The 18,640-nt window shown below is 69.0% G+C and carries 18 protein-coding genes; 9 read left to right on the top strand and 9 right to left on the bottom strand.

What is annotated here, in order from left to right; translation table 11 throughout:
* Positions 1-195: 195 nt before the first annotated feature.
* From ACW5E8_RS00465 to ACW5E8_RS00435, 7 genes are read left to right on the top strand one after another with little or no spacing between them, the layout of a single operon-like run.
* Positions 196-1,497, top strand: a complete 1,302-nt coding sequence (locus ACW5E8_RS00465; protein WP_456963545.1) for an efflux RND transporter periplasmic adaptor subunit — start codon at positions 196-198, stop codon at positions 1,495-1,497.
* Between the two features lie 2 nt (positions 1,498-1,499).
* Positions 1,500-1,715, top strand: a complete 216-nt coding sequence (locus ACW5E8_RS00460) for a hypothetical protein (protein ID WP_456963544.1) — start codon at positions 1,500-1,502, stop codon at positions 1,713-1,715.
* 38 nt (positions 1,716-1,753) lie between these two features.
* On the top strand, positions 1,754-2,503 hold the full coding sequence (locus ACW5E8_RS00455; protein WP_456963543.1) for an ABC transporter ATP-binding protein: 750 nt from the start codon (positions 1,754-1,756) through the stop codon (positions 2,501-2,503).
* 11 nt (positions 2,504-2,514) lie between these two features.
* The gene (locus tag ACW5E8_RS00450; RefSeq protein WP_456963542.1) at positions 2,515-3,816 is read left to right on the top strand and encodes an ABC transporter permease; all 1,302 of its coding nucleotides are present in this window, start codon (positions 2,515-2,517) and stop codon (positions 3,814-3,816) included.
* Positions 3,817-3,837: 21 nt separating this feature from the next.
* Entirely contained in the window at positions 3,838-5,067 is a 1,230-nt protein-coding gene (locus tag ACW5E8_RS00445) for an ABC transporter permease (RefSeq protein ID WP_456963541.1), read from the top strand.
* Positions 5,068-5,077: 10 nt separating this feature from the next.
* Entirely contained in the window at positions 5,078-6,418 is a 1,341-nt protein-coding gene (locus tag ACW5E8_RS00440) for a sigma-54-dependent transcriptional regulator (RefSeq protein WP_456963540.1), read from the top strand.
* Entirely contained in the window at positions 6,418-7,728 is a 1,311-nt protein-coding gene (locus ACW5E8_RS00435; protein ID WP_456963539.1) for a sensor histidine kinase, read from the top strand. Before ACW5E8_RS00440 ends, ACW5E8_RS00435 begins: the two co-directional genes overlap by 1 nt.
* Before the next feature lie 133 nt (positions 7,729-7,861).
* Here ACW5E8_RS00435 and glmU read toward each other — a convergent pair whose 3' ends face one another.
* Positions 7,862-9,250, bottom strand: a complete 1,389-nt coding sequence (gene glmU, locus ACW5E8_RS00430) for a bifunctional UDP-N-acetylglucosamine diphosphorylase/glucosamine-1-phosphate N-acetyltransferase GlmU (RefSeq protein ID WP_456963538.1) — start codon at positions 9,248-9,250, stop codon at positions 7,862-7,864.
* A gap of 63 nt (positions 9,251-9,313) precedes the next feature.
* Here glmU and ACW5E8_RS00425 point away from each other — a divergent pair, with 63 nt between their 5' ends.
* Together ACW5E8_RS00425 and ACW5E8_RS00420 are read left to right on the top strand one after the other, a co-directional pair.
* On the top strand, positions 9,314-11,392 hold the full coding sequence (locus ACW5E8_RS00425; RefSeq protein WP_456963537.1) for a hypothetical protein: 2,079 nt from the start codon (positions 9,314-9,316) through the stop codon (positions 11,390-11,392).
* Positions 11,389-11,772: a GtrA family protein gene (locus ACW5E8_RS00420; RefSeq protein WP_456963536.1), complete on the top strand. Its 384-nt coding sequence runs from the start codon at positions 11,389-11,391 to the stop codon at positions 11,770-11,772. Before ACW5E8_RS00425 ends, ACW5E8_RS00420 begins: the two co-directional genes overlap by 4 nt.
* A gap of 57 nt (positions 11,773-11,829) precedes the next feature.
* On the opposite strand, the gene ACW5E8_RS00415 is transcribed toward ACW5E8_RS00420, so the two are convergent.
* The 8 genes from ACW5E8_RS00415 to atpB all read right to left on the bottom strand — a co-directional run bounded on the left by ACW5E8_RS00415 (position 11,830) and on the right by atpB (position 18,640).
* Complete coding sequence (locus ACW5E8_RS00415) at positions 11,830-12,252, bottom strand: F0F1 ATP synthase subunit epsilon (protein WP_343277287.1); 423 nt, start codon at positions 12,250-12,252, stop codon at positions 11,830-11,832.
* A gap of 15 nt (positions 12,253-12,267) precedes the next feature.
* The gene (atpD, locus tag ACW5E8_RS00410) at positions 12,268-13,677 is read right to left on the bottom strand and encodes a F0F1 ATP synthase subunit beta (RefSeq protein WP_456963535.1); all 1,410 of its coding nucleotides are present in this window, start codon (positions 13,675-13,677) and stop codon (positions 12,268-12,270) included.
* 103 nt (positions 13,678-13,780) lie between these two features.
* Positions 13,781-14,644: a F0F1 ATP synthase subunit gamma gene (atpG, locus tag ACW5E8_RS00405; protein ID WP_456963534.1), complete on the bottom strand. Its 864-nt coding sequence runs from the start codon at positions 14,642-14,644 to the stop codon at positions 13,781-13,783.
* Between the two features lie 86 nt (positions 14,645-14,730).
* Positions 14,731-16,281, bottom strand: coding sequence for a F0F1 ATP synthase subunit alpha (gene atpA / locus ACW5E8_RS00400; RefSeq protein WP_456963533.1), 1,551 nt, complete (start codon positions 16,279-16,281; stop codon positions 14,731-14,733).
* A 95-nt stretch (positions 16,282-16,376) separates the two neighbouring features.
* Positions 16,377-16,904 carry a F0F1 ATP synthase subunit delta gene (locus tag ACW5E8_RS00395; RefSeq protein WP_456963532.1) on the bottom strand — a complete coding sequence of 176 codons (528 nt, stop codon included), beginning with the start codon at positions 16,902-16,904 and terminating at the stop codon, positions 16,377-16,379.
* Between the two features lie 5 nt (positions 16,905-16,909).
* A complete protein-coding gene (locus ACW5E8_RS00390) occupies positions 16,910-17,380 on the bottom strand; it encodes a F0F1 ATP synthase subunit B (protein WP_456963531.1) in 471 nt (156 codons plus the stop codon).
* A gap of 100 nt (positions 17,381-17,480) precedes the next feature.
* Complete coding sequence (gene atpE / locus ACW5E8_RS00385) at positions 17,481-17,780, bottom strand: F0F1 ATP synthase subunit C (RefSeq protein ID WP_456963530.1); 300 nt, start codon at positions 17,778-17,780, stop codon at positions 17,481-17,483.
* A gap of 62 nt (positions 17,781-17,842) precedes the next feature.
* Positions 17,843-18,640, bottom strand: coding sequence for a F0F1 ATP synthase subunit A (atpB, locus tag ACW5E8_RS00380; RefSeq protein WP_456963529.1), 798 nt, complete (start codon positions 18,638-18,640; stop codon positions 17,843-17,845).

Raw genomic sequence — 18,640 nt, 5'->3', positions numbered from 1 at the left:
GGTGATGGACGCCTTGGTTGGGAACTTCACGAGTTTAACGGCGAAAGGCGGCGGGACCGTCCGCCGGACAGCGCGGGTGTCCGGGCGGACACCCGGACACCCGCGACGAATCAAACAAAATCAATGGCTTGGCGTTGGCACGGCGCTTGCGTCACTACAGGGCAGACAGCCCCCTTTGCAGAGACCACCGCCTCCATGGACCCGATCCGCGCCCGCATCCGCGACACCTCCGGCCAGGACCACGCGTCCGCCGCCGCGCCCGCCGCGCGCCGCCTGCTGCGCAAGCCCTGGGTGGTGGGCACGGTGGCCGGCGCGCTGCTTCTGGCGCTCGCGGCCTGGGTGGCGGTGGGCTGGAGCAGCGGTGGCCGCTCGCACGACGCCGCGCGCCTGCGCATCGCCCAGGTGACGCGCGGCGACCTGGTGCGCGACCTCTCCGCCGACGGCCGCGTGATCGCCGCCAACAGCCCGACGCTGTACGCGATCGCCGGTGGCACCGTCGCGCTCAAGGTCGTCGCGGGCGATGCCGTGGAAAAAGGCCAGGAGCTGGCGGTGATCGACAGCCCGGAACTGCGCAGCAAGCTGGTGCAGGAAGAGTCCACCCTCGCCAGCCTGCAGGGCGAAGCCAACCGCGCCGTGCTCGACGCACAGCTCACCCGGTCGGATGCGCAGAAGATGCTCGACCAGGCGCTGATCGACCAGGTCGCCGCGCAGCGCGACGTCGAACGCTACAAACGGGCTTTCGAGGGCGGCGCCGTGTCGCGCAACGACTACGACCGCGCGCTGGACGGATTGAAGAAGGCCGAGATCGGCGTCGCCTCGGCCCGCCAGGATTTTTCGCTGCAGGGCCAGGGCGCCGGCATCGACGCCGGCAACAAGCGCCTGATGGCCGAGCGCCAGCAGGCGGTCGTCGACGAACTGCGCCGCCAGGTGGATGCGCTCACGCTGCGCGCCCCCTTCGACGGCCAGGTCGGCCAGGTGCAGATCGCGCAGGGCACGAACGTGGCCGCCAACGCGCCGATCCTGGGCGTGGTCGACCTGTCGCAGTTCGAGGTCGAGATCAAGGTGCCCGAAAGCTTCGCCCGCGACCTCGGCATCGGCATGCCGGCGCAGGTGACCAGCGTCGGCAAGGCCTGGGCCGCGGAGATTTCGGCAGTGTCGCCGGAAGTCGTCAACGGCGAGGTCAACGCGCGGCTGCGCTTCGCCGACGGCCAGCAGCCGCCCGGGCTGCGCCAGAACCAGCGCCTGTCGGCGCGGATCGTGATGGATACGCGCGATGACGTGCTGATGGTCGAGCGCGGACCCTTCCTCGAGCAGGACGGCGGCAGCTTCGCCTACGTCGTCGACGGCGGCAGCGCGCAGCGGCGCCCTATCCAGACGGGCGCGTCCAGCCTGTCCGCGGTCGAGATCGTTTCAGGGCTGCAGGCAGGCGAACGCATCGTCGTGTCGGGCAGCGACCAGTTCCAGCAGGCGGACCGCGTCCGCATTTCCGGAGAGTGACCATGTACGCAACGACCGGCTTCCCCCACCACCTGAACTGGAGTTCGTTCGAACTGGCCGACGCCGTGCCGCGCAGGCTGAGCGAGCTCTACCGCTTCGACGCCAGGTTCGACGGCCCCGATGACGTGGCCTCCGCCAACGGCGACGTCCACCACGGCCGGATCACGCGCCAGTACGTACCGGCGTCGGCCCTTCCCGACATGTTCCGCGTCGACTGATGCCCACTACCACGCCCATCGAACAAGGATCCACCGCCATGCTGGACATGCGCCAGGTCACCAAGGTCTACCGCACCGAACTGGTCGAGACGCACGCGCTGCGCTCGCTCGACCTGCGCGTGGATGAGGGCGAATTCGTCGCCGTCACCGGGCCCTCGGGTTCGGGGAAGACCACCTTCCTCAACATCGCCGGCCTGCTCGAGACCTTCACCGGCGGCGAGTTCATGCTCGACGGCGAGGACGTGCGCGGACTCTCGGACAACCAGCGCAGCAAGCTGCGCAACCAGAAGATCGGCTTCATCTTCCAAGGCTTCAACCTGATCCCGGACCTGAACCTGTTCGACAACGTCGACGTGCCGCTGCGCTACCGCGGCATGCCGGCCAACGAGCGCAAGCTGCGCATCGAGGATTCGCTGGGCATGGTCGGCCTGGGCTCGCGCATGAAGCACTTCCCGGCGGAGCTCTCGGGTGGCCAGCAGCAGCGCGCCGCGATCGCCCGCGCGCTGGCGGGCAGTCCGCGCCTGCTGCTGGCCGACGAGCCTACCGGCAACCTCGACACGCAGATGGCGCGCAGCGTGCTGGAGCTGCTGGAAGACATCAACCAGCAGGGCACGACCATCATCATGGTCACCCACGACCCCGAACTCGCCGCGCGCGCGCAGCGCAACGTGCACATCGTCGATGGCATGGCGACCGACCTGTCGGTGGAGCCGAGCCTGACCCGCGCCGCGCGCGCCGAACGCATCGCCGCCGAAGCCGAAGCGGCCGACGCTGCCTCCGGAATCTGAGGAACGCCCCCATGTTCGGTTACTACGCCAGGCTCGCGCTGCGCAGCTTCCGCCGCAACAAGATGCTGACCGCGCTGATGGTGCTTGCCATCGCGCTCGGCATCGGTGCGTCGATGACCACGCTGACGGTGTTCCACGTGCTCTCCGGGGACCCGATCCCGGGCAAGAGCGACACGCTGTTCTACGTCCAGCTGGATGCCGACGGCATGGACGGCTACGTCGCCGGAGAGGAGCCCGACGAGCAGCTGACCCGCTTCGACGCCGAGGCGCTGCTGCGCGAGCGCAAGGGCGACCGCCAGGCGATGATGACCGGCGGCGGCGTCAGCATCGAGCCGACGAAGCAGGGCCTGAATCCCTTCGTGGTCGACGCCCGCTACACCTCGACCGACTTCTTCCCGATGTTCAAGGTGCCGTTCGCATTCGGCAGCGGCTGGTCCGCCGCCGACGACGAGGGATCGGCGCGCTCGATCGTCATTTCCTCCGCGCTCAACGCCAAGCTGTTCGATGGGGCCAACAGCGTCGGCCAGACCGTCCGCATCGACCAGAACGATTTCCGCGTGGTCGGCGTGCTGGAGGAATGGATGCCCACGCCCCGCTTCTACGACCTCAACCTGGACCGCTATGGCGAGGTCGAGCAGGTGTTCCTGCCCTTCTCCACGGCCGTTGGCCTGCAGCTTGGCCGTAACGGCTCGATGAGCTGCTGGGGCGACTCGGGCGGCGAGGAGACCGCACTCAACGCCCCCTGCGCCTGGATCCAGTACTGGGTCGAGCTGGACTCGCGGGAGAAGGTGTCGACCTACCGCCAGTACCTCGACAACTACTCGGCGCAGCAGCGCGCCGCGGGTCGCTTCGAACGCCCGGTCAACACGCGCCTGCGCTCGGTCATGGAGCATCTCGACCACAAGCGCGTCGTTCCCAGCGACGTGCGCCTGCAGGCCTGGCTGGCCCTGGGCTTCCTGCTGGTCTGCCTGGTGAACACCGTCGGCCTGCTGCTGGCGAAGTTCATGCGCCGCAGCGGCGAGATCGGCGTGCGCCGCGCGCTGGGCGCGTCGAAGGCGGCGATCTTCGCGCAGGCTCTGGTCGAGGCCGCCGCGGTCGGACTCGCCGGCGGCGTGCTCGGGCTGGTGCTGGCGCTGCTCGGCCTGTGGGCGGTGCGGCAACAGCCGGCGACCTATGCCGAACTCGCGCGCCTTGATCCGGCGATGCTGCTGCTCACCTTCCTGCTCGCGGTCACCGCCAGCGTGCTTGCCGGGCTGCTGCCGGCCTGGCGCGCGTGCCAGGTCGCGCCTGCCATCCAGCTCAAGTCCCAGTAACCGGGGCGCCGGGAGAACACCATGGAAATCCGTCCCATCCTGTCCGCGCTGTCCCGGCACAAGACCGCGGCCGCGCTGATCGTGCTCGAGATCGCGCTGACCTGCGCGATCATCTGCAACGCGCTGTTCCTGATCAACGGCCGCATCGAACGCATGGACCGCGTGAGCGGCCTGGCCGAGGCCGAAATCATCCGCGTGCAGCTCACCGGCATCGGGCGCGACGAGAACGCCCTGGCCATGACGAAGACCGACCTCGCCAGCCTTCGCGGGCTGCCCGGGGTGACGTCGGCCAGCGTCACCAACCAGGTCCCGTTCGGCAACTCGTCGTGGAACACCGGCATCCGGCTGTCAACGGACCAGACCCAGTCCACGCTGAGCGCGGCGTACTACATGGGCGACGAAACGCTGCTCGATTCGATGGGGCTGACCCTCGTGGCCGGGCGACGCTTCAACCGCGACGAGCTGCTGGACTGGGAGACGCTGTCCACCGGCGGCGACGATGCCAGCATTCCCTCGGCCATCATCACCCGCAAGATGGCGGACAAGCTGTTCCCCGGCGAGGATCCGCTGGGCAAGGCCTTCTACAGCATGGGCGGCCCGAACCCCACGCGGGTGGTCGGCGTCGTCGAGCACCTGATCCGCCCCAGCGAGCAGGGCGGGCCCGAGGCCTACGAGTACGCGATGTTGCTGCCGATCGACATCTCCTACGGGCTGGGCAGCAACTACCTGCTGCGCGTGGACCCGGAGCGCCGCACGGAGCTGCTGAAACTCACCGTGGACACGCTGCTTGCGAACAATCCGAACCGCATCATCCTCAACGAGCACACGCTCACCGACATGCGCGCGACGTACTACCGCCAGGACCGCTCGATGATGTGGATGCTGGTTGCCGTGATCGTTGCCCTGCTGATCGTGACCGCGCTCGGAATCATCGGCCTGGCGAGCTTCTGGGTGCAGCAGCGCAGCAAGCAGATCGGCATCCGGCGCGCGCTGGGCGCCACCCGGAGCCAGATCCTGCGCTACTTCCAGATCGAGAATTTCCTGCTGGCCACCGTCGGCATCGCCATCGGCATGGTGCTGGCCTTCGGCATCAACCAGATGCTGATGGGGCGCTACGAACTGCCGCGCCTGCCGCTGGTGTACCTGCCGGTCGGCGCGATCGCGCTGTGGCTGCTCGGGCAGCTGGCGGTGCTGGGGCCGGCGCGGCGCGCGGCCTCGGTGCCGCCGGCGGTTGCCACCCGGAGCGTATGATCCCGGACCGATGCCGACGATCCTGATCATCGATGACAACCCCGCCGTCGCCATCGCGCTGGAGGTGCTGTTCTCGCTGCATGACATCGACACCGTCGCCGCGCAGGCGCCGGACGAGGGGCTGGCGCGGCTGCGGCGGGGCGACATCGACCTGGTGATCCAGGACATGAACTTCCACGCCGACACCACGTCGGGGGAAGAAGGCATGGCGCTGTTCCAGGCCATCCGCGTGCAGGAACCCGACCTGCCGGTGATCCTGCTCACTGCCTGGACGCACCTGGAGGCCGCGGTCGACCTGGTCAAGGCCGGGGCCGCGGACTACCTCGGCAAGCCCTGGGACGACCGCAAGCTGCTGGCCACGGTCAACAACCTGCTGGAACTGTCCGAGGCGCGGCGCGAGCTGGCGCGGCACCGCGGCGGCGAACAGCGGCGGCGCGACGCGCTGTCGCGCGACAACGACCTGCGCGGCGTGGTGTATGCCGATCCCGCGAGCGAGCGCCTGCTGGCACTGGCCTGCCAGGTGGCACGTTCCGAACTGCCGGTGCTCGTCACCGGGCCCAACGGCGCGGGCAAGGAGAAGATCGCCGAGATCGTGCATGCGAACTCGATGGTGAAGGACGGGCCGTTCGTGGCGCTCAACTGCGGCGCGCTGCCCGGCGAGCTGATCGAAGCCGAACTGTTCGGCGCCGAGGCCGGCGCCTACACCGGCGCGGGCAAGGCGCGCGAGGGCAAGTTCGAGGCCGCCGACGGCGGCACGCTGTTCCTCGATGAGATCGGCAGCCTGCCGGCCGCGGGACAGGTGAAGCTGCTGCGCGTGCTCGAAACCGGCCGCTTCGCGCGCCTGGGCGGCAACCGCGAACGCCAGGTCAAGGTCCGCGTGGTCAGTGCCACCAATGCCGACCTGCCAGCGATGATCCGCGACGGCGGCTTCCGCGAAGACCTGTACTACCGGCTCAACGCGGTGGAGCTGAAACTGCCGCCACTGGCCGAGCGGCCCGACGACATCCTGCCGCTGGCACGGCACTTCCTGCCTGCCGGCAAGCGCCTGGGTGCCGATGCCGAACGCGCCCTGCTCCGCCACCCGTGGCCGGGCAATGTACGCGAGCTGCGCAACGTGGTGCAGCGCGCGGCGCTGCTGTCGATGGGCGAACTGATCCAGGCCGACGCGCTGGGCCTGCCGGTATCCGACGCACGGCCCACGCCCCCCGGCAACGAGGAGCCCGACCGCGCCGCGATCGAGGCAGCGCTGGCGCGCAGCGGCGGCGTGCTCGCCCAGGCCGCCGCGGACCTCGGGCTGTCGCGACAGGCGCTGTATCGCCGCCTCGACCGCCTGGGCATCCGGCGCGACTGATGCGGCGTCCGCTGCGACTGCCGCTGAGCGTGACGTTCACCGCCCTCGCGCTGGCCTACATGGCCATCGCGGCGGGGCTGGCTGTGCTGCTCGAACACTGGCTGCCCTCGCGCTGGCTCGCGGTGCTGCTTGCAGTGGTCCTGCCCCTGCCGCTGCTGCTCTACCACGTACGCCGCCTGCTCGCGCCCGCGCACTCGCTGTTCCGCGCACTCGCCAGCAGCGTCGCCAGCTACCGCGACGGCGACTACAGCTTCGGCCTGGCATGGGAAGGCGGCGGCGAGCTTGGCGCGCTGGTCGCCAGCCACCGCGCGCTGGGCGACACCCTGCGCGACCAGCGCCTGCGCCTGGTGCAGCGCGAACTGCTGCTCGACACCATGGTGCAGAACACGCCGGTGGCGATGCTGCTGGTGGATCCGTCGGGCCGCGTGGTGCTTGGCAACCTGGCCGCGCGCAAGCTGGTCGGCGACGGCCGCAAGCTCGAGGGCGTCGCCTTCGACGAGCTGCTGGCGCAGATGCCCGATGCCATGCGCGATGCCTTCTCCCGCGGCGGCGACGGCATGTTCACCGTCGGCAGCGATGACGACGAGGACATCTTCCACCTCTCCCGCCGCCTGTTCCGCCTCAATGGCCGCCGCCACGAACTGCTGCTGCTGCGCCAGCTCACCGCCGAGCTGCGCCGCCAGGAAGTGCAGGTGTGGAAGAAGGTGATCCGGGTGATCAGCCACGAACTCAACAATTCGCTGGCGCCGATCGCGTCGCTCGCACACTCCGGCGCCGAACTCCTGCGCCGTGGCCAGCACGAGCGCCTGCCGGCCGCGCTGGCGACGATCGAGGAGCGTGCGCGCCACCTCGAAGGCTTCATCCGCGACTACGCGCGCTTCGCCAAGCTGCCCGCGCCGCGATTGGAAGCGATCGAATGGCGCGTCTTCCTCGAGCGCCTGCGCAGCCAGGTCGACTTCGGCATCGAGGGCCACGTCGACGGACACGTGCGCGCGGATGCCCCGCAGCTCGGGCAGGCCATGCTCAACCTGCTGAAGAACGCCCACGAGTCCGGATCCGCACCCGGCGACGTGCGCCTGGCGCTGCGCCGGCTTCCCGATGCATGGCGAGTGGACGTGCTCGACCGCGGCAGCGGCATGAACGAGCCGGTGCTGGCCAACGCGCTGCTGCCGTTCTATTCCACCAAGCGCCACGGCACGGGGCTGGGCCTGGCGCTCACGCGCGAGATCGCCGAGGCCCACGGCGGCCGCATCGCCCTGTCCAACCGCGAAGGTGGCGGGCTCTGCGTGAGCCTCGTCCTGCCCGCCTGACGCTCCCCCATGTGGGGCGGCTACAGCCGCGATCCGGGCCGATGCAGGAGCGGCTATCACTGCGACCTGCCGCAAATTTGGCGGTGACGGCAATTCCGATCGCAGCTATAGCTGCTCCCACAAAGGCACTCTTCTACCGCGGCTGCTTCTTCGGCCGCTGCCAGCCTTCGATGGTCTGCTGCCGTCCGCGCGCGATCGTCAGCTTGCCCTCGGGCGCATTGCCGGTGATCACCGAACCGGCGCCGATGGTGGCGTCGCGGCCGATGGTCACCGGCGCCACCAGGGCGGAGTTCGAACCGATGAAGGCGCCGTCCTCGATGGTGGTGGTGGACTTGTTGGCGCCGTCGTAATTGCAGGTGATGGTGCCGGCGCCGATGTTCACGGTCGCGCCGATGTCGGCATCGCCGATGTAGCTCAGGTGGTTGGCCTTGCTGCCCACCCCCAGCGCCGCGTTCTTTGTTTCGACGAAGTTGCCGATGTGCACGCCGTCGGCCAGCACCGTGCCCGGGCGCAGGCGCGCGAACGGGCCGATCTGCACCGCGCCCTCGGTGCGTGCGCCTTCGATGTCGCAGTGCGCGCGCACCTCGGTGCCGGCGCCCAGCTCGGCGTCGCGGATGCGGCAGAAGGGGCCGATGCGGACGCCGTCGCCCAGCACCACGCGGCCTTCGAACACCACGCTGGCATCGATCTCGACGTCACGACCGACGATCACCTCGCCACGGATGTCGACCCGGTCCGGATCGGCGAAACGCGCACCGTCCGCGCACAGCGCACGCACCAGGCGCCGCTGCATCGCGCGCTCCAGCTGCGCCAGCTGCCAGGGATCATTGGCGCCTTCGGTTTCGACCGGATCGTCCACGAACACCATTTCCGCGGCGCTGTACTCGGCGGCGGCCATCGCGAAGACATCGGTCAGGTAGTACTCGCCCTGCGCGTTGTCGCTGGACAGGCGCTGCAGCCAGTTCTTGAGTGCGGTCGACTCCGCCGCCAGCACCCCGGTGTTGACGATGTCGATGCGGCGCTGCTCGGCGTCGGCGTCCTTCTCTTCGACGATGGCACCGACGTTGCCTTCGGAGTCGCGCACGATGCGGCCGTAGCCGCGCGGGTTCTCGAGCTGCGCCACCAGTACCGACAGCCGGCCGTCCACCGCCAGCAGGCGGCGCAGGGTGTCGGCGGTGATCAGCGGCACGTCGCCATAGAGCACCAGCACCTGGGCACCGTCGGGCACGCCGGGCATGGCCTCGCGCACGGCATGGCCGGTCCCGAGCTGCTGGGCCTGCTCGACCCAGTGCAGGTCGGAGCGGTGGCTGTAGGCCTCGCGGACGTGGTCGCCGCCGTGGCCATGCACCACGTGGATGGCGGCCGGCGACAGTTGCCGTGCAGCCGCCATGACGTGCGACAGCATCGGCCGCCCGGCGATCTTCTGCAGCACCTTGGGCAGGGCCGACTTCATGCGCTTGCCTTCGCCGGCGGCGAGGATCACGACGTGGAGCGGGTTTGCAGTGCGGTCCTGTTCGGGCATGGTGCGTCCTGGCCTGGTGTCGTCGCGGCCATTCTATAAGGGGGTGCTGGTAGCATGCGCGCGATGTCGCGAGCCGTGCCACCGGAACCTGCCACCATCACCGGTCCACCGCGCGCTGCAGGCCGGCCTGGCCCGGCGTGGCTGGCATGGAGCGGCGGTATCGCCTGCCTTGCCGGCATCCTCGGCCACGGCATGTTCGAACATTGGGTGCCGGCGCGCACCACCGCCCTGCTGGTGATCGCCTTGCTGGCGCTGGGATTCGCCTGGGGCCTGCGTCGCATCACCGGGCTCGCCCTTGCACACGGACTCGCGCTCGCCTGGCTGCTGGCGCTGGCCTGGCTTGGCGGCCCGCTGCCGTTGCTGGCCACGATGCTGGCCGTGGCCGCGGCGATCGCCCTCGGTGGCCTGCTGCTGCCCAACGCCGCAGCGGCCACCCGCTGCGTGACCGGCCTGGCCCTGGGCGCCGGCGTGCTCGGCTGGTTGCTGCCGCTGCCGCTGCACACGCGCTGGAGCTACCTGGCCGTGGTGCTGGTCCTGGTCGCGTGGAGGCACCGCGCTGTCGCGATCGCGCTGCGCGATGCGGCCGGTGGCTGGCGGGATACGGTGGCCGCGGACCCGCGACCGATGGCGCTCATGGTGCTGGTGCTGGGCCTCGCATCCACTGGCTGCTGGGTGCCGACCGCACAGCATGACGACGTCGGCTATCACCTGCTTCTGCCGTGGTCGCTGCAGCTCGACGGCCGCCTGGCAATGGATCCCGGCGTGCACGCCTGGGCGCTCGCTCCCTGGGCCGCCGACGTGGTGCAGGCGGTACCGCAGCTGCTGGCCGGGGCCGAGGCCCGCGGGGCGGTGAACGCGCTATGGCTCGTCCTCACCAGCGTCGCACTCTGGCGCCTGTGTGCCGCGCTTGGCGGCGACCTGCGCACGCGCGCCTGGACCGTGGCGCTGTACGCGAGCCTGCCCCTGACCGCCGTGCTGGCCATGGGCATGCAGACCGAACTCCCGACCGCGGCGCTGCTGGCCTGGGCGGCCTGCCTGGGCCATGCCGCTCCGTCGCGACGTACGCTGCTGGCGGCGTGCGCGCTGATCGGACTGCTGCTGGCCACCAAGCTCGCAGCGGCCGCCTTCGCCGCGCTCCTGCTGCCGTGGCTGGCCTGGCGACACCGCACGGTGCTCGACGCGCGCACCGCGGTGGCCGCGCTGTTCCTGGTCACCGCGCTGGGCGGCAGCAGCTACGCCTACGCCTGGGCGATCGCCGGCAACCCGGTCCTGCCGCTGATGAACGATGTCTTCGGCTCGTCCTACTTCGGCGGCGACTTCAAGGATCCACGCTGGCACGCCGGCGCGGGGCCGCTGCTGCCGTGGCGGCTCACCTTCGATACCGGCCGCTACCTCGAAGCGTTCCCGGGAGGCGGAGGCTTCGTGCTGGTCGCCCTCGCGGGTGCCTGGCTGGCCGCGCTCTGGCAGCGTCGGACGCGTGCGCTCGCCATGCTCGCGCTGGCCATGCTGGTGGCCCCGCTACTGGCCACGCAGTACCTGCGCTATGTATATCCGGCGCTGGTGCTCGCGCTGCCGGCCCTGGTGGTGGCCACCCGCGCAGCGGCGCCGCGCAGCGCCCACGTGCTGCTGGGAGCGACCTGCGTCGCCAACCTGCTGTTCCAGGCCAACGGCCACTGGATGCTCCGCACCGGCGTGGTGAAGGACAGCGTGGTGGTGGCCGGACGCGATGCACCTGTCCTTGCCGAGTACGGGCGCGAGCGCCTGCTTGCCGCGGCCCTGCGCGAACGCTGGGAACGCGAAGGCACCCGCAGCGGTGCGGTCCTCGCGATCGCCCTGGACGTGCCGATGCTGGCGGAACTCGGGGCCGCCGCGCGCACGCTGTCCTGGTACGACCCGTCGCTTGAAGCGGAGGCGCGGCACGCGGATGCCGACGCCACGGGCGCGGCCTGGGTCGCGCTGTGGCAGCGAGAGGGCATCGCCGAGCTGGTGCTGCGCGTGGATCGCCTGACGCCCGCGCAGTCCGCCGGGCTGGCGCTGGCCGGTGCCCGCCGGGAAGACGCCGTGGGCGAAGTGGAATGGTGGCGCCTGCCTCCCGATGCGGTCGACGCCCCGGCGACGCCTTCCGTGGAGCCGGCACGATGACGCTGCGACACCAGGGTCCGCGCTACCTGGTGGTGGGCGGCATCCAGTGGCTGCTCGATTGGGGCGTCATGGTGCTGCTCAGCCACTTCGGCCTGCGCATCGGCCTGGCCAACATCGCGGGCCGCATCACCGGCGCAATGCTCGGCTTCTGGCTCAACGGCAAGGTCACCTTCGTCGGCGACAAGCACGTCATCGGGCGCCGGCAGCTGCTGCGCTTCGTGGTGATGTGGCTGGTGCTGACCCTGCTGAGCACGGTGGCGATCGAGCTGATCGACGACGTGCTGGGACGCAAGTGGGCATGGCTGGCAAAGCCGCTGGTGGAAGCCTGCCTGGGCGTGCTCGGCTTCATCGGCTCACGACACTGGGTGTACCGCAAATAGCAGGACGCCGGCACTTGGCCGGCGTCCTGGAAACCTGCGTGATGACGGCTTCGCGGATCAGTGCTTCAGGTTCTTGCGCAGGCGTTCGAGCGCCTGCAGCTGCGCCGCGACCTCGGCCATTTTCTGCTGCGCCTCGGCGATGTCCATCGCCTCGCCGCGGCCGGCGAGCACGCGCTCGGCCTCTTCCTTGACCTTGCGCACCGCGGCCTCGTCGATTTCATCAGCGCGGATCGCGGTGTCGGCCAGGATCGTCACTACCTGCGGCTGCACCTCGAGGATGCCGCCGCTGATGGCGAAGTCGAGCTTCTCGCCGTTGGCCTGCGTGACGACGACCTTGCCGGGCTTGAGCCGGGTGATCAGCGGCGCGTGGCGCGGCGCGATGCCGAGTTCGCCGACTTCACCGGTGACGACCACCATGGTGGCCTCGCCGCGGAAGATCTCGGCCTCGGCGCTGACGATGTCGCAACGGATGGTGGTCATGATTGCCTACCTGCCTCAGGCCTTCGCGGCCATCTTCGCGGCCTTCTCGACCGCCTCGTCGATGCTGCCGACCATGTAGAACGCCTGCTCGGGCAGGTGGTCGTACTCGCCGTCCACGATGCCCTTGAAGCCGCGGATGGTTTCGTTCAGCGGCACGTACTTGCCCGGCGAGCCGGTGAACACCTCGGCGACGTGGAACGGCTGCGAGAAGAAGCGCTCGATCTTGCGCGCGCGCGACACGGCCTGCTTGTCCTCTTCCGACAGCTCGTCCATGCCCAGGATCGCGATGATGTCCTTGAGCTCCTTGTACTTCTGGAGCGTCGCCTGGACCTTGCGCGCGGTGTCGTAGTGCTCGGCGCCGATCACGTTCGGGTCGAGCAGGCGGCTGGTGGAGTCCAGCGGATCGACCGCCGGGTAGATACCCAGCGAAGCGATGTTGCGGCTCAGCACGACGGTGGCGTCGAGGTGGGCGAAGGTGGTGGCCGGCGACGGGTCGGTCAGGTCGTCCGCGGGCACGTACACGGCCTGGACGGAGGTGATCGAGCCGGACTTCGTCGAGGTGATGCGCTCCTGCAGCACGCCCATTTCCTCGGCCAGGGTCGGCTGGTAACCCACCGCCGACGGCATGCGGCCCAGCAGCGCCGACACTTCGGTACCGGCCAGGGTGTAGCGGTAGATGTTGTCGACGAACAGCAGCACGTCCTTGCCCTTGCCCGAGGCGTCCTTCTCGTCGCGGAAGTACTCGGCCATGGTCAGGCCGGTCAGCGCGACGCGCAGGCGGTTGCCCGGCGGCTCGTTCATCTGGCCGTACACCATCGCCACCTTGTCGAGGACGTTGGAGTCCTTCATCTCGTGGTAGAAGTCGTTGCCCTCGCGGGTACGCTCACCGACGCCAGCGAACACCGACAGGCCTTCGTGCGCCTTGGCGATGTTGTTGATGAGTTCCATCATGTTCACGGTCTTGCCGACGCCGGCGCCGCCGAACAGGCCGACCTTGCCGCCCTTCGCGAACGGGCACATCAGGTCGATGACCTTGATGCCGGTTTCCAGCAGCTCCGCGGAGGACGACTGGTCCTCGTAGGACGGCGCGGCGCGGTGGATTTCCCAGTGCGCCGAGGCGTCGACCGGGCCGGCCTCGTCAATCGGGCGCCCGAGCACGTCCATGATGCGGCCAAGCGTGCCTGCGCCGACCGGGACCGAAATCGCGGTGCCGGTGTTGGTGGCCACGAGGTTGCGCTTCAGGCCGTCGGTCGAGCCGAGCGCGATCGCGCGCACGATGCCGTCGCCGAGCTGCTGCTGCACTTCAAGCGTGATCTCGGTGCCGTCGACCTTCAGTGCGTCGTACACCTTCGGCACTTCGTTGCGCGGGAATTCCACGTCGACGACGGCGCCGATGATCTGAACGATCTTGCCCTGGTTGCTCATCACTTAAGTCCTCTGAAACCCGATGTCTTTCTTGTTTGTGGGAGCGGCCATGGCCGCGATTGTCGGGACCGGGCCGCAAGGCCCCTCCCACATGCTGTCTGGATCAGACCGCCGCCGCGCCGCCGACGATCTCGGAGATTTCCTGCGTGATCGCCGCCTGCCGGGCCTTGTTGTAGACCAGGTTGAGCGTGTCGATCAGCTTGTTCGCGTTGTCGCTCGCGGCCTTCATCGCCACCATGCGCGCGGCGTGCTCGGACGCGATGTTCTCCATCACCGCCTGGTACACCAGCGACTCGATGTAGCGCGTCAGCACGTGCTCGAGCACGGTCTGCGCATCGGGCTCGTACAGGTAGTCCCAGTCGTGGGTCACCAGCTTCTCGTCCGACGGCGGCAGCGGCAGCAGCTGGTCGAACGCCGCGCGCTGGGTCATCGTGTTGACGAAATCGTTGTAGACCACGAACACGCGGTCCTGGCGGCCTTCGACGAAGCCGTCGATCATCACCTTGACGATGCCGATCAGCTGCTCGACTTCCGGGGTGTCACCCAGGTGGGTGACGCTGGCCAGCATGTCCACCTTCAGGCGGCGGAAGAACACCGTCGCCTTCTGGCCGATGGTGACCACGTCGACCTCGACGCCCTTCTCGTGCCACTGGCGGATCTCGCCGAGCAGCTTGCGGAACAGGTTGTTGTTGAGGCCGCCGGCCAGGCCGCGGTCGGACGAAACGATGATGTAGCCGACGCGCTTGACCTCCGGCCGCTCCACCAGGAACGGATGCTGGAAGTCGGTGTTCGCCTGCGCGAGGTGGCCGATCATCTGCTTCATCGCACGGGCGTACGGGCGCGAGGCCTTCATCCGCTCCTGCGCCTTGCGGATCTTCGAGGCCGAGACCATTTCGAGCGCGCGCGTCACCTTGCGGGTGTTCTGCACGCTCTTGATCTTGGTTTTGATTTCTCTGCCGCCGGCCATGTCTTCGCTCGCTCTGCTCGCTTCGGGGGTTCTGGATCCGTGGTCCGGGGCTCAGGGTCGATGGACCCCGGCACCCGGCTCCTGCATCACCAGGACCCGGTCGCCTTGAACTCTTCGATGCCCTTCCGGAACGCCGCTTCGATCTCGTCGTTCCAGGCGCCGCTGCCGTTGATCTTCGAGACCAGCTCGCCGGCGGTGTTGTCGAAGTGCGCGTGCAGGCCTTCCTCGAAGACGCCGATCTTGGCGACCGGCACGTCGTCGATGTAGCCCTCGTTGACCGCGTAGATCGACAGCGCCTGGTGGGCGATCGACATCGGCGCGTACTGCTTCTGCTTCATCAACTCGGTGACGCGCTGGCCGCGCTCGAGCTGCTTGCGCGTGGCGTCGTCGAGGTCGGAGGCGAACTGCGCGAACGCCGCGAGCTCGCGGTACTGCGCCAGCGAGATGCGGATGCCGCCCGAGAGCTTCTTGATGATCTTGGTCTGGGCCGCACCACCCACGCGCGACACCGAGATGCCGGCGTTCACGGCCGGGCGGATGCCGGCGTTGAACAGGTCGGTTTCCAGGAAGATCTGGCCGTCGGTGATCGAAATCACGTTGGTCGGCACGAACGCGGACACGTCGCCCGCCTGGGTCTCGATGATCGGCAGCGCGGTGAGCGAACCGGTCTGGCCCGTGACCTTGCCCTCGGTGAACTTCTCGACGTAGTCCTCGGACACGCGCGCGGCGCGCTCGAGCAGGCGGGAGTGCAGGTAGAACACGTCGCCCGGATAGGCTTCGCGGCCCGGCGGGCGGCGCAGCAGCAGCGAGATCTGGCGGTAGGCCACGGCCTGCTTGGACAGGTCGTCGTAGACGATCAGCGCATCTTCGCCGCGGTCCATGAAGTACTCGCCCATGGTGCAGCCGGAGTAGGCGCTGATGTACTGCATCGCAGCCGACTCGGACGCGGTGGCGGCCACCACGATCGTGTGCGCCAGGGCGCCGTTTTCTTCCAGCTTGCGCACGATGTTGGCGACGGTCGAGGCCTTCTGGCCGATCGCCACGTACACGCACTTGATGCCCGTGCCCTTCTGGTTGATCACGGCGTCGATGGCCATCGCGGTCTTGCCGGTCTGGCGGTCGCCGATGATCAACTCGCGCTGGCCGCGGCCGATCGGGATCATGGCGTCGACCGACTTGTAGCCGGTCTGCACCGGCTGGTCGACCGACTTGCGCCAGATCACGCCCGGCGCCACGCGCTCCACCGGCGCGCTCAGCGCGGCGGTGATCGGGCCCTTGCCGTCGATCGGCTCGCCGAGCGCGTTGACCACGCGGCCCAGCAGCTCCGGACCCACCGGCACTTCGAGGATGCGGCCGGTGGTCTTGGCCACGTCGCCCTCGCGCAGGTTCTGGTAGTTGCCCAGCACCACGGCGCCGACCGAGTCGCGCTCGAGGTTCAGGGCCAGCGCGAACGTATCGTTCGGCAGCTCGATCATTTCGCCCTGCATCACGTCGGCCAGGCCGTAGATGCGCACGATGCCGTCGGACACGGAAGTGACCGTGCCCTCGTTGCGCGCCTCGGCGGCCAGCTTGACCTTCTCGATGCGGCTCTTGATCAGTTCGCTGATTTCAGAGGGGTTGAGCTGGGTGCTTGCCATTTCCGGTTCCTCGGTGCGCGCCAGCGGGTGGTGCGCGGTAAGTGGATCTTGTGGTGGCGTCGCCGCCGGCGGGTGCCGGGCCGCGACGTCCTTGCTTACTGGCTCAGTGCCGACTGCAGGCGCGCGAGCTTGCCGCGCAGCGAACCGTCGATGACGACGTCGCCGGCGCTGATCACCGCGCCGCCGATCAGTGCGGCGTCGACCGCGGTATCGATTTCGACCTTGCTGCCGAAGCGGCGCTCGAGCGCCGCGCGGATGCCGGCCATCTCGGATTCCGAAAGCTCGGCCGCCGACGTCACCGTGGCGCGCACGATGTTCTCGGCCTCCGAACGCAGGTCCTCGTACAGGCCGGCGATCTCGGGCAGCTGCGCCAGGCGTCCGTTGCTGGCCAGCAGCGCGAGGAAGTCACGCTGCTCGGCCGCCGCGGACTCCGGTGCCAGCAGCTCGACGGCCTCGGCGTCGGTGAACGACGGATGGCCCAGCAGCGGCGCGACGCGCGGATCGGCAGCGACGCGGGCGGAGAACGCCAGCGCCTGCGACCAGCCCGCGAAATCGCCGCGGTCGCGCGCGATGCCGAAGGCGGCGCGGGCGTAGGGACGGGCGAGGGTGATCTCCTGGCTCATCGGACTCAGATCTCCGCGGCGAGTTCGTCAAGCAGCGCCTTGTGGGCGCTGGCGTCGATCTCACGCTTGAGCAGCTTCTCCGCGCCGGTGACGGCGAGCGCGGACACCTGGCGACGCAGGTCTTCGCGGGCACGGTTGGCCGAAGCCTCGATCTCCGCGTCGAACATGGCCTTCTGCCGGATCGACTCGGTCTGCGCTTCCACGCGCGCGGCGTCGACGATCTGGTTGGCGCGCTGGTGCGCCTGGTCGATGATCTCGTTGGCCTTGGTGCGCGCGGCCTTGAGCTCCTCGTTCGCAGCGTCCTGGGCCTGCGCAAGCGCGCGCTGGCTGTTGTCGGCGGCGGCGAGGCCCTCGGCGATCTTCTGCTGGCGCTCTTCGATGGCCTTGAGCAGCGGCGGCCAGACGAAGGTGGCGATCAGCCAGATCAGCGCGGCAAACGAAAGTGCCTGGGCGATCAGGGTGAGATTGATGTTCATGGCAGTGCCTGTCGTGGTGGTCGGGGCATGCGGGGCGCATGCCGGCCTTGCTGCGTGGCGCGGGCGGCCTGCGCCACCCGCACCGTGCGCGGCGAGGCGATCAGCCGGCCAGCTGCGCCAGCTGCGCGGTCCACGGACCGATGAACGGGCTGGCGAACGCGAACAGCAGGCCGACGGCGACCGTGATGATGAACGCGGCGTCGATCAGGCCGGCGGTGATGAACATGCGGACCTGCAGCACCGGGATCAGCTCGGGCTGGCGCGCGGCCGACTCGAGGAACTTGCCGGACATGATGGCGAGGCCGAGGCCGGCGCCGAGCGCGGCGAGGCCGACCATGATGCCGATACCGAGGGCGGTGAAGGCCTGGACCTGGGCAAGCGTGGTGAGGATGGTTTCCATGGTGATCTCCGGGCGTGGTGCTTTGAGGGTTGGACGAAAGGGTTGGTTTACAGCTGGAACTCTTAGTGACTGTCTTCCGACAGGCTCAGGTAGACGATCGACAGCATCATGAAGATGAAGGCCTGCAGCGGGACCACCAGGATGTGGAAGATCATCCAGCCCAGGCCGAACACGGCACCGCCGAGCAGGCCGAGGATGCTGGCACCGCCAAGCACCCAGATCAGCAGGAACACGATCTCGCCGCCGAACATGTTGCCGAACAGTCGCATCGCCAGCGAGATCGGCTTCGACACCCACTCGACGATGTTGAGGATCAGGTTGGCCGGCATCATCCACTTGCCGAAGGGCGTGGTCAGGAAATCCTTGGTGAAGCCACCAAGCCCCTTCGCGCGCAGGCCGAAGAACAGCATCAGGAAGAACACGCTGATCGACAGGCCGAGGGTGGCGTTGACGTCCGCCGTCGGCACCGGCTTCCAGTATTCGACGCCGACCCAGGACAGCGGGACGGCGAAGAAGTCGGCCGGGATGAACTTCAGCATGTTCATCAGCAGGATCCAGAAGAACAGGGTGATCGCGATCGGCGTCACCAGCTTGCTGGTCCCGTGGTAGGTGTCGCGCGCCTGGCGGTCGACGAACTCGAGCATGATCTCGACGAAGGCCTGCCACTTGCCCGGCACGCCCGCGGTGGCGCGGCGCGTGCCCGCCCAGAACAGGAAGGTGATCAACAGCCCCATCGCCAGCGAGCTGACCAGGGTGTCGACGTGGAGGGTCATGAAACTTCCCTCGCCGACCGACGCGGTCAGGTTCTGCAGGTGGTGCTGGATGTAGCTGGTGGGGGTGAGATCCGCCGCAGCCGCCAT

The organism is Luteimonas sp. A649 (assembly GCF_054072735.1).
The sequence above is the reverse complement of the archived record's forward strand: the minus strand, read 5'-3'. Positions and strand labels throughout refer to the sequence as shown.

What these genes read in the sequence shown, in the direction of transcription:
- atpB (WP_456963529.1), bottom strand. Translation starts at nt 18,640, where the DNA reads ATGGCGGCTGCGGCGGATCTCACCCCCACCAGCTACATCCAGCACCAC.
- atpD (WP_456963535.1), bottom strand. Translation starts at nt 13,677, where the DNA reads ATGAGCAACCAGGGCAAGATCGTTCAGATCATCGGCGCCGTCGTCGAC.
- ACW5E8_RS00465 (WP_456963545.1), top strand. Translation starts at nt 196, where the DNA reads ATGGACCCGATCCGCGCCCGCATCCGCGACACCTCCGGCCAGGACCAC.
- atpE (WP_456963530.1), bottom strand. Translation starts at nt 17,780, where the DNA reads ATGGAAACCATCCTCACCACGCTTGCCCAGGTCCAGGCCTTCACCGCC.
- ACW5E8_RS00420 (WP_456963536.1), top strand. Translation starts at nt 11,389, where the DNA reads ATGACGCTGCGACACCAGGGTCCGCGCTACCTGGTGGTGGGCGGCATC.
- atpG (WP_456963534.1), bottom strand. Translation starts at nt 14,644, where the DNA reads ATGGCCGGCGGCAGAGAAATCAAAACCAAGATCAAGAGCGTGCAGAAC.
- ACW5E8_RS00455 (WP_456963543.1), top strand. Translation starts at nt 1,754, where the DNA reads ATGCTGGACATGCGCCAGGTCACCAAGGTCTACCGCACCGAACTGGTC.
- ACW5E8_RS00390 (WP_456963531.1), bottom strand. Translation starts at nt 17,380, where the DNA reads ATGAACATCAATCTCACCCTGATCGCCCAGGCACTTTCGTTTGCCGCG.
- ACW5E8_RS00435 (WP_456963539.1), top strand. Translation starts at nt 6,418, where the DNA reads ATGCGGCGTCCGCTGCGACTGCCGCTGAGCGTGACGTTCACCGCCCTC.
- ACW5E8_RS00395 (WP_456963532.1), bottom strand. Translation starts at nt 16,904, where the DNA reads ATGAGCCAGGAGATCACCCTCGCCCGTCCCTACGCCCGCGCCGCCTTC.
- ACW5E8_RS00460 (WP_456963544.1), top strand. Translation starts at nt 1,500, where the DNA reads ATGTACGCAACGACCGGCTTCCCCCACCACCTGAACTGGAGTTCGTTC.
- ACW5E8_RS00445 (WP_456963541.1), top strand. Translation starts at nt 3,838, where the DNA reads ATGGAAATCCGTCCCATCCTGTCCGCGCTGTCCCGGCACAAGACCGCG.
- ACW5E8_RS00450 (WP_456963542.1), top strand. Translation starts at nt 2,515, where the DNA reads ATGTTCGGTTACTACGCCAGGCTCGCGCTGCGCAGCTTCCGCCGCAAC.
- ACW5E8_RS00415 (WP_343277287.1), bottom strand. Translation starts at nt 12,252, where the DNA reads ATGACCACCATCCGTTGCGACATCGTCAGCGCCGAGGCCGAGATCTTC.
- glmU (WP_456963538.1), bottom strand. Translation starts at nt 9,250, where the DNA reads ATGCCCGAACAGGACCGCACTGCAAACCCGCTCCACGTCGTGATCCTC.
- ACW5E8_RS00440 (WP_456963540.1), top strand. Translation starts at nt 5,078, where the DNA reads ATGCCGACGATCCTGATCATCGATGACAACCCCGCCGTCGCCATCGCG.
- ACW5E8_RS00425 (WP_456963537.1), top strand. Translation starts at nt 9,314, where the DNA reads ATGTCGCGAGCCGTGCCACCGGAACCTGCCACCATCACCGGTCCACCG.
- atpA (WP_456963533.1), bottom strand. Translation starts at nt 16,281, where the DNA reads ATGGCAAGCACCCAGCTCAACCCCTCTGAAATCAGCGAACTGATCAAG.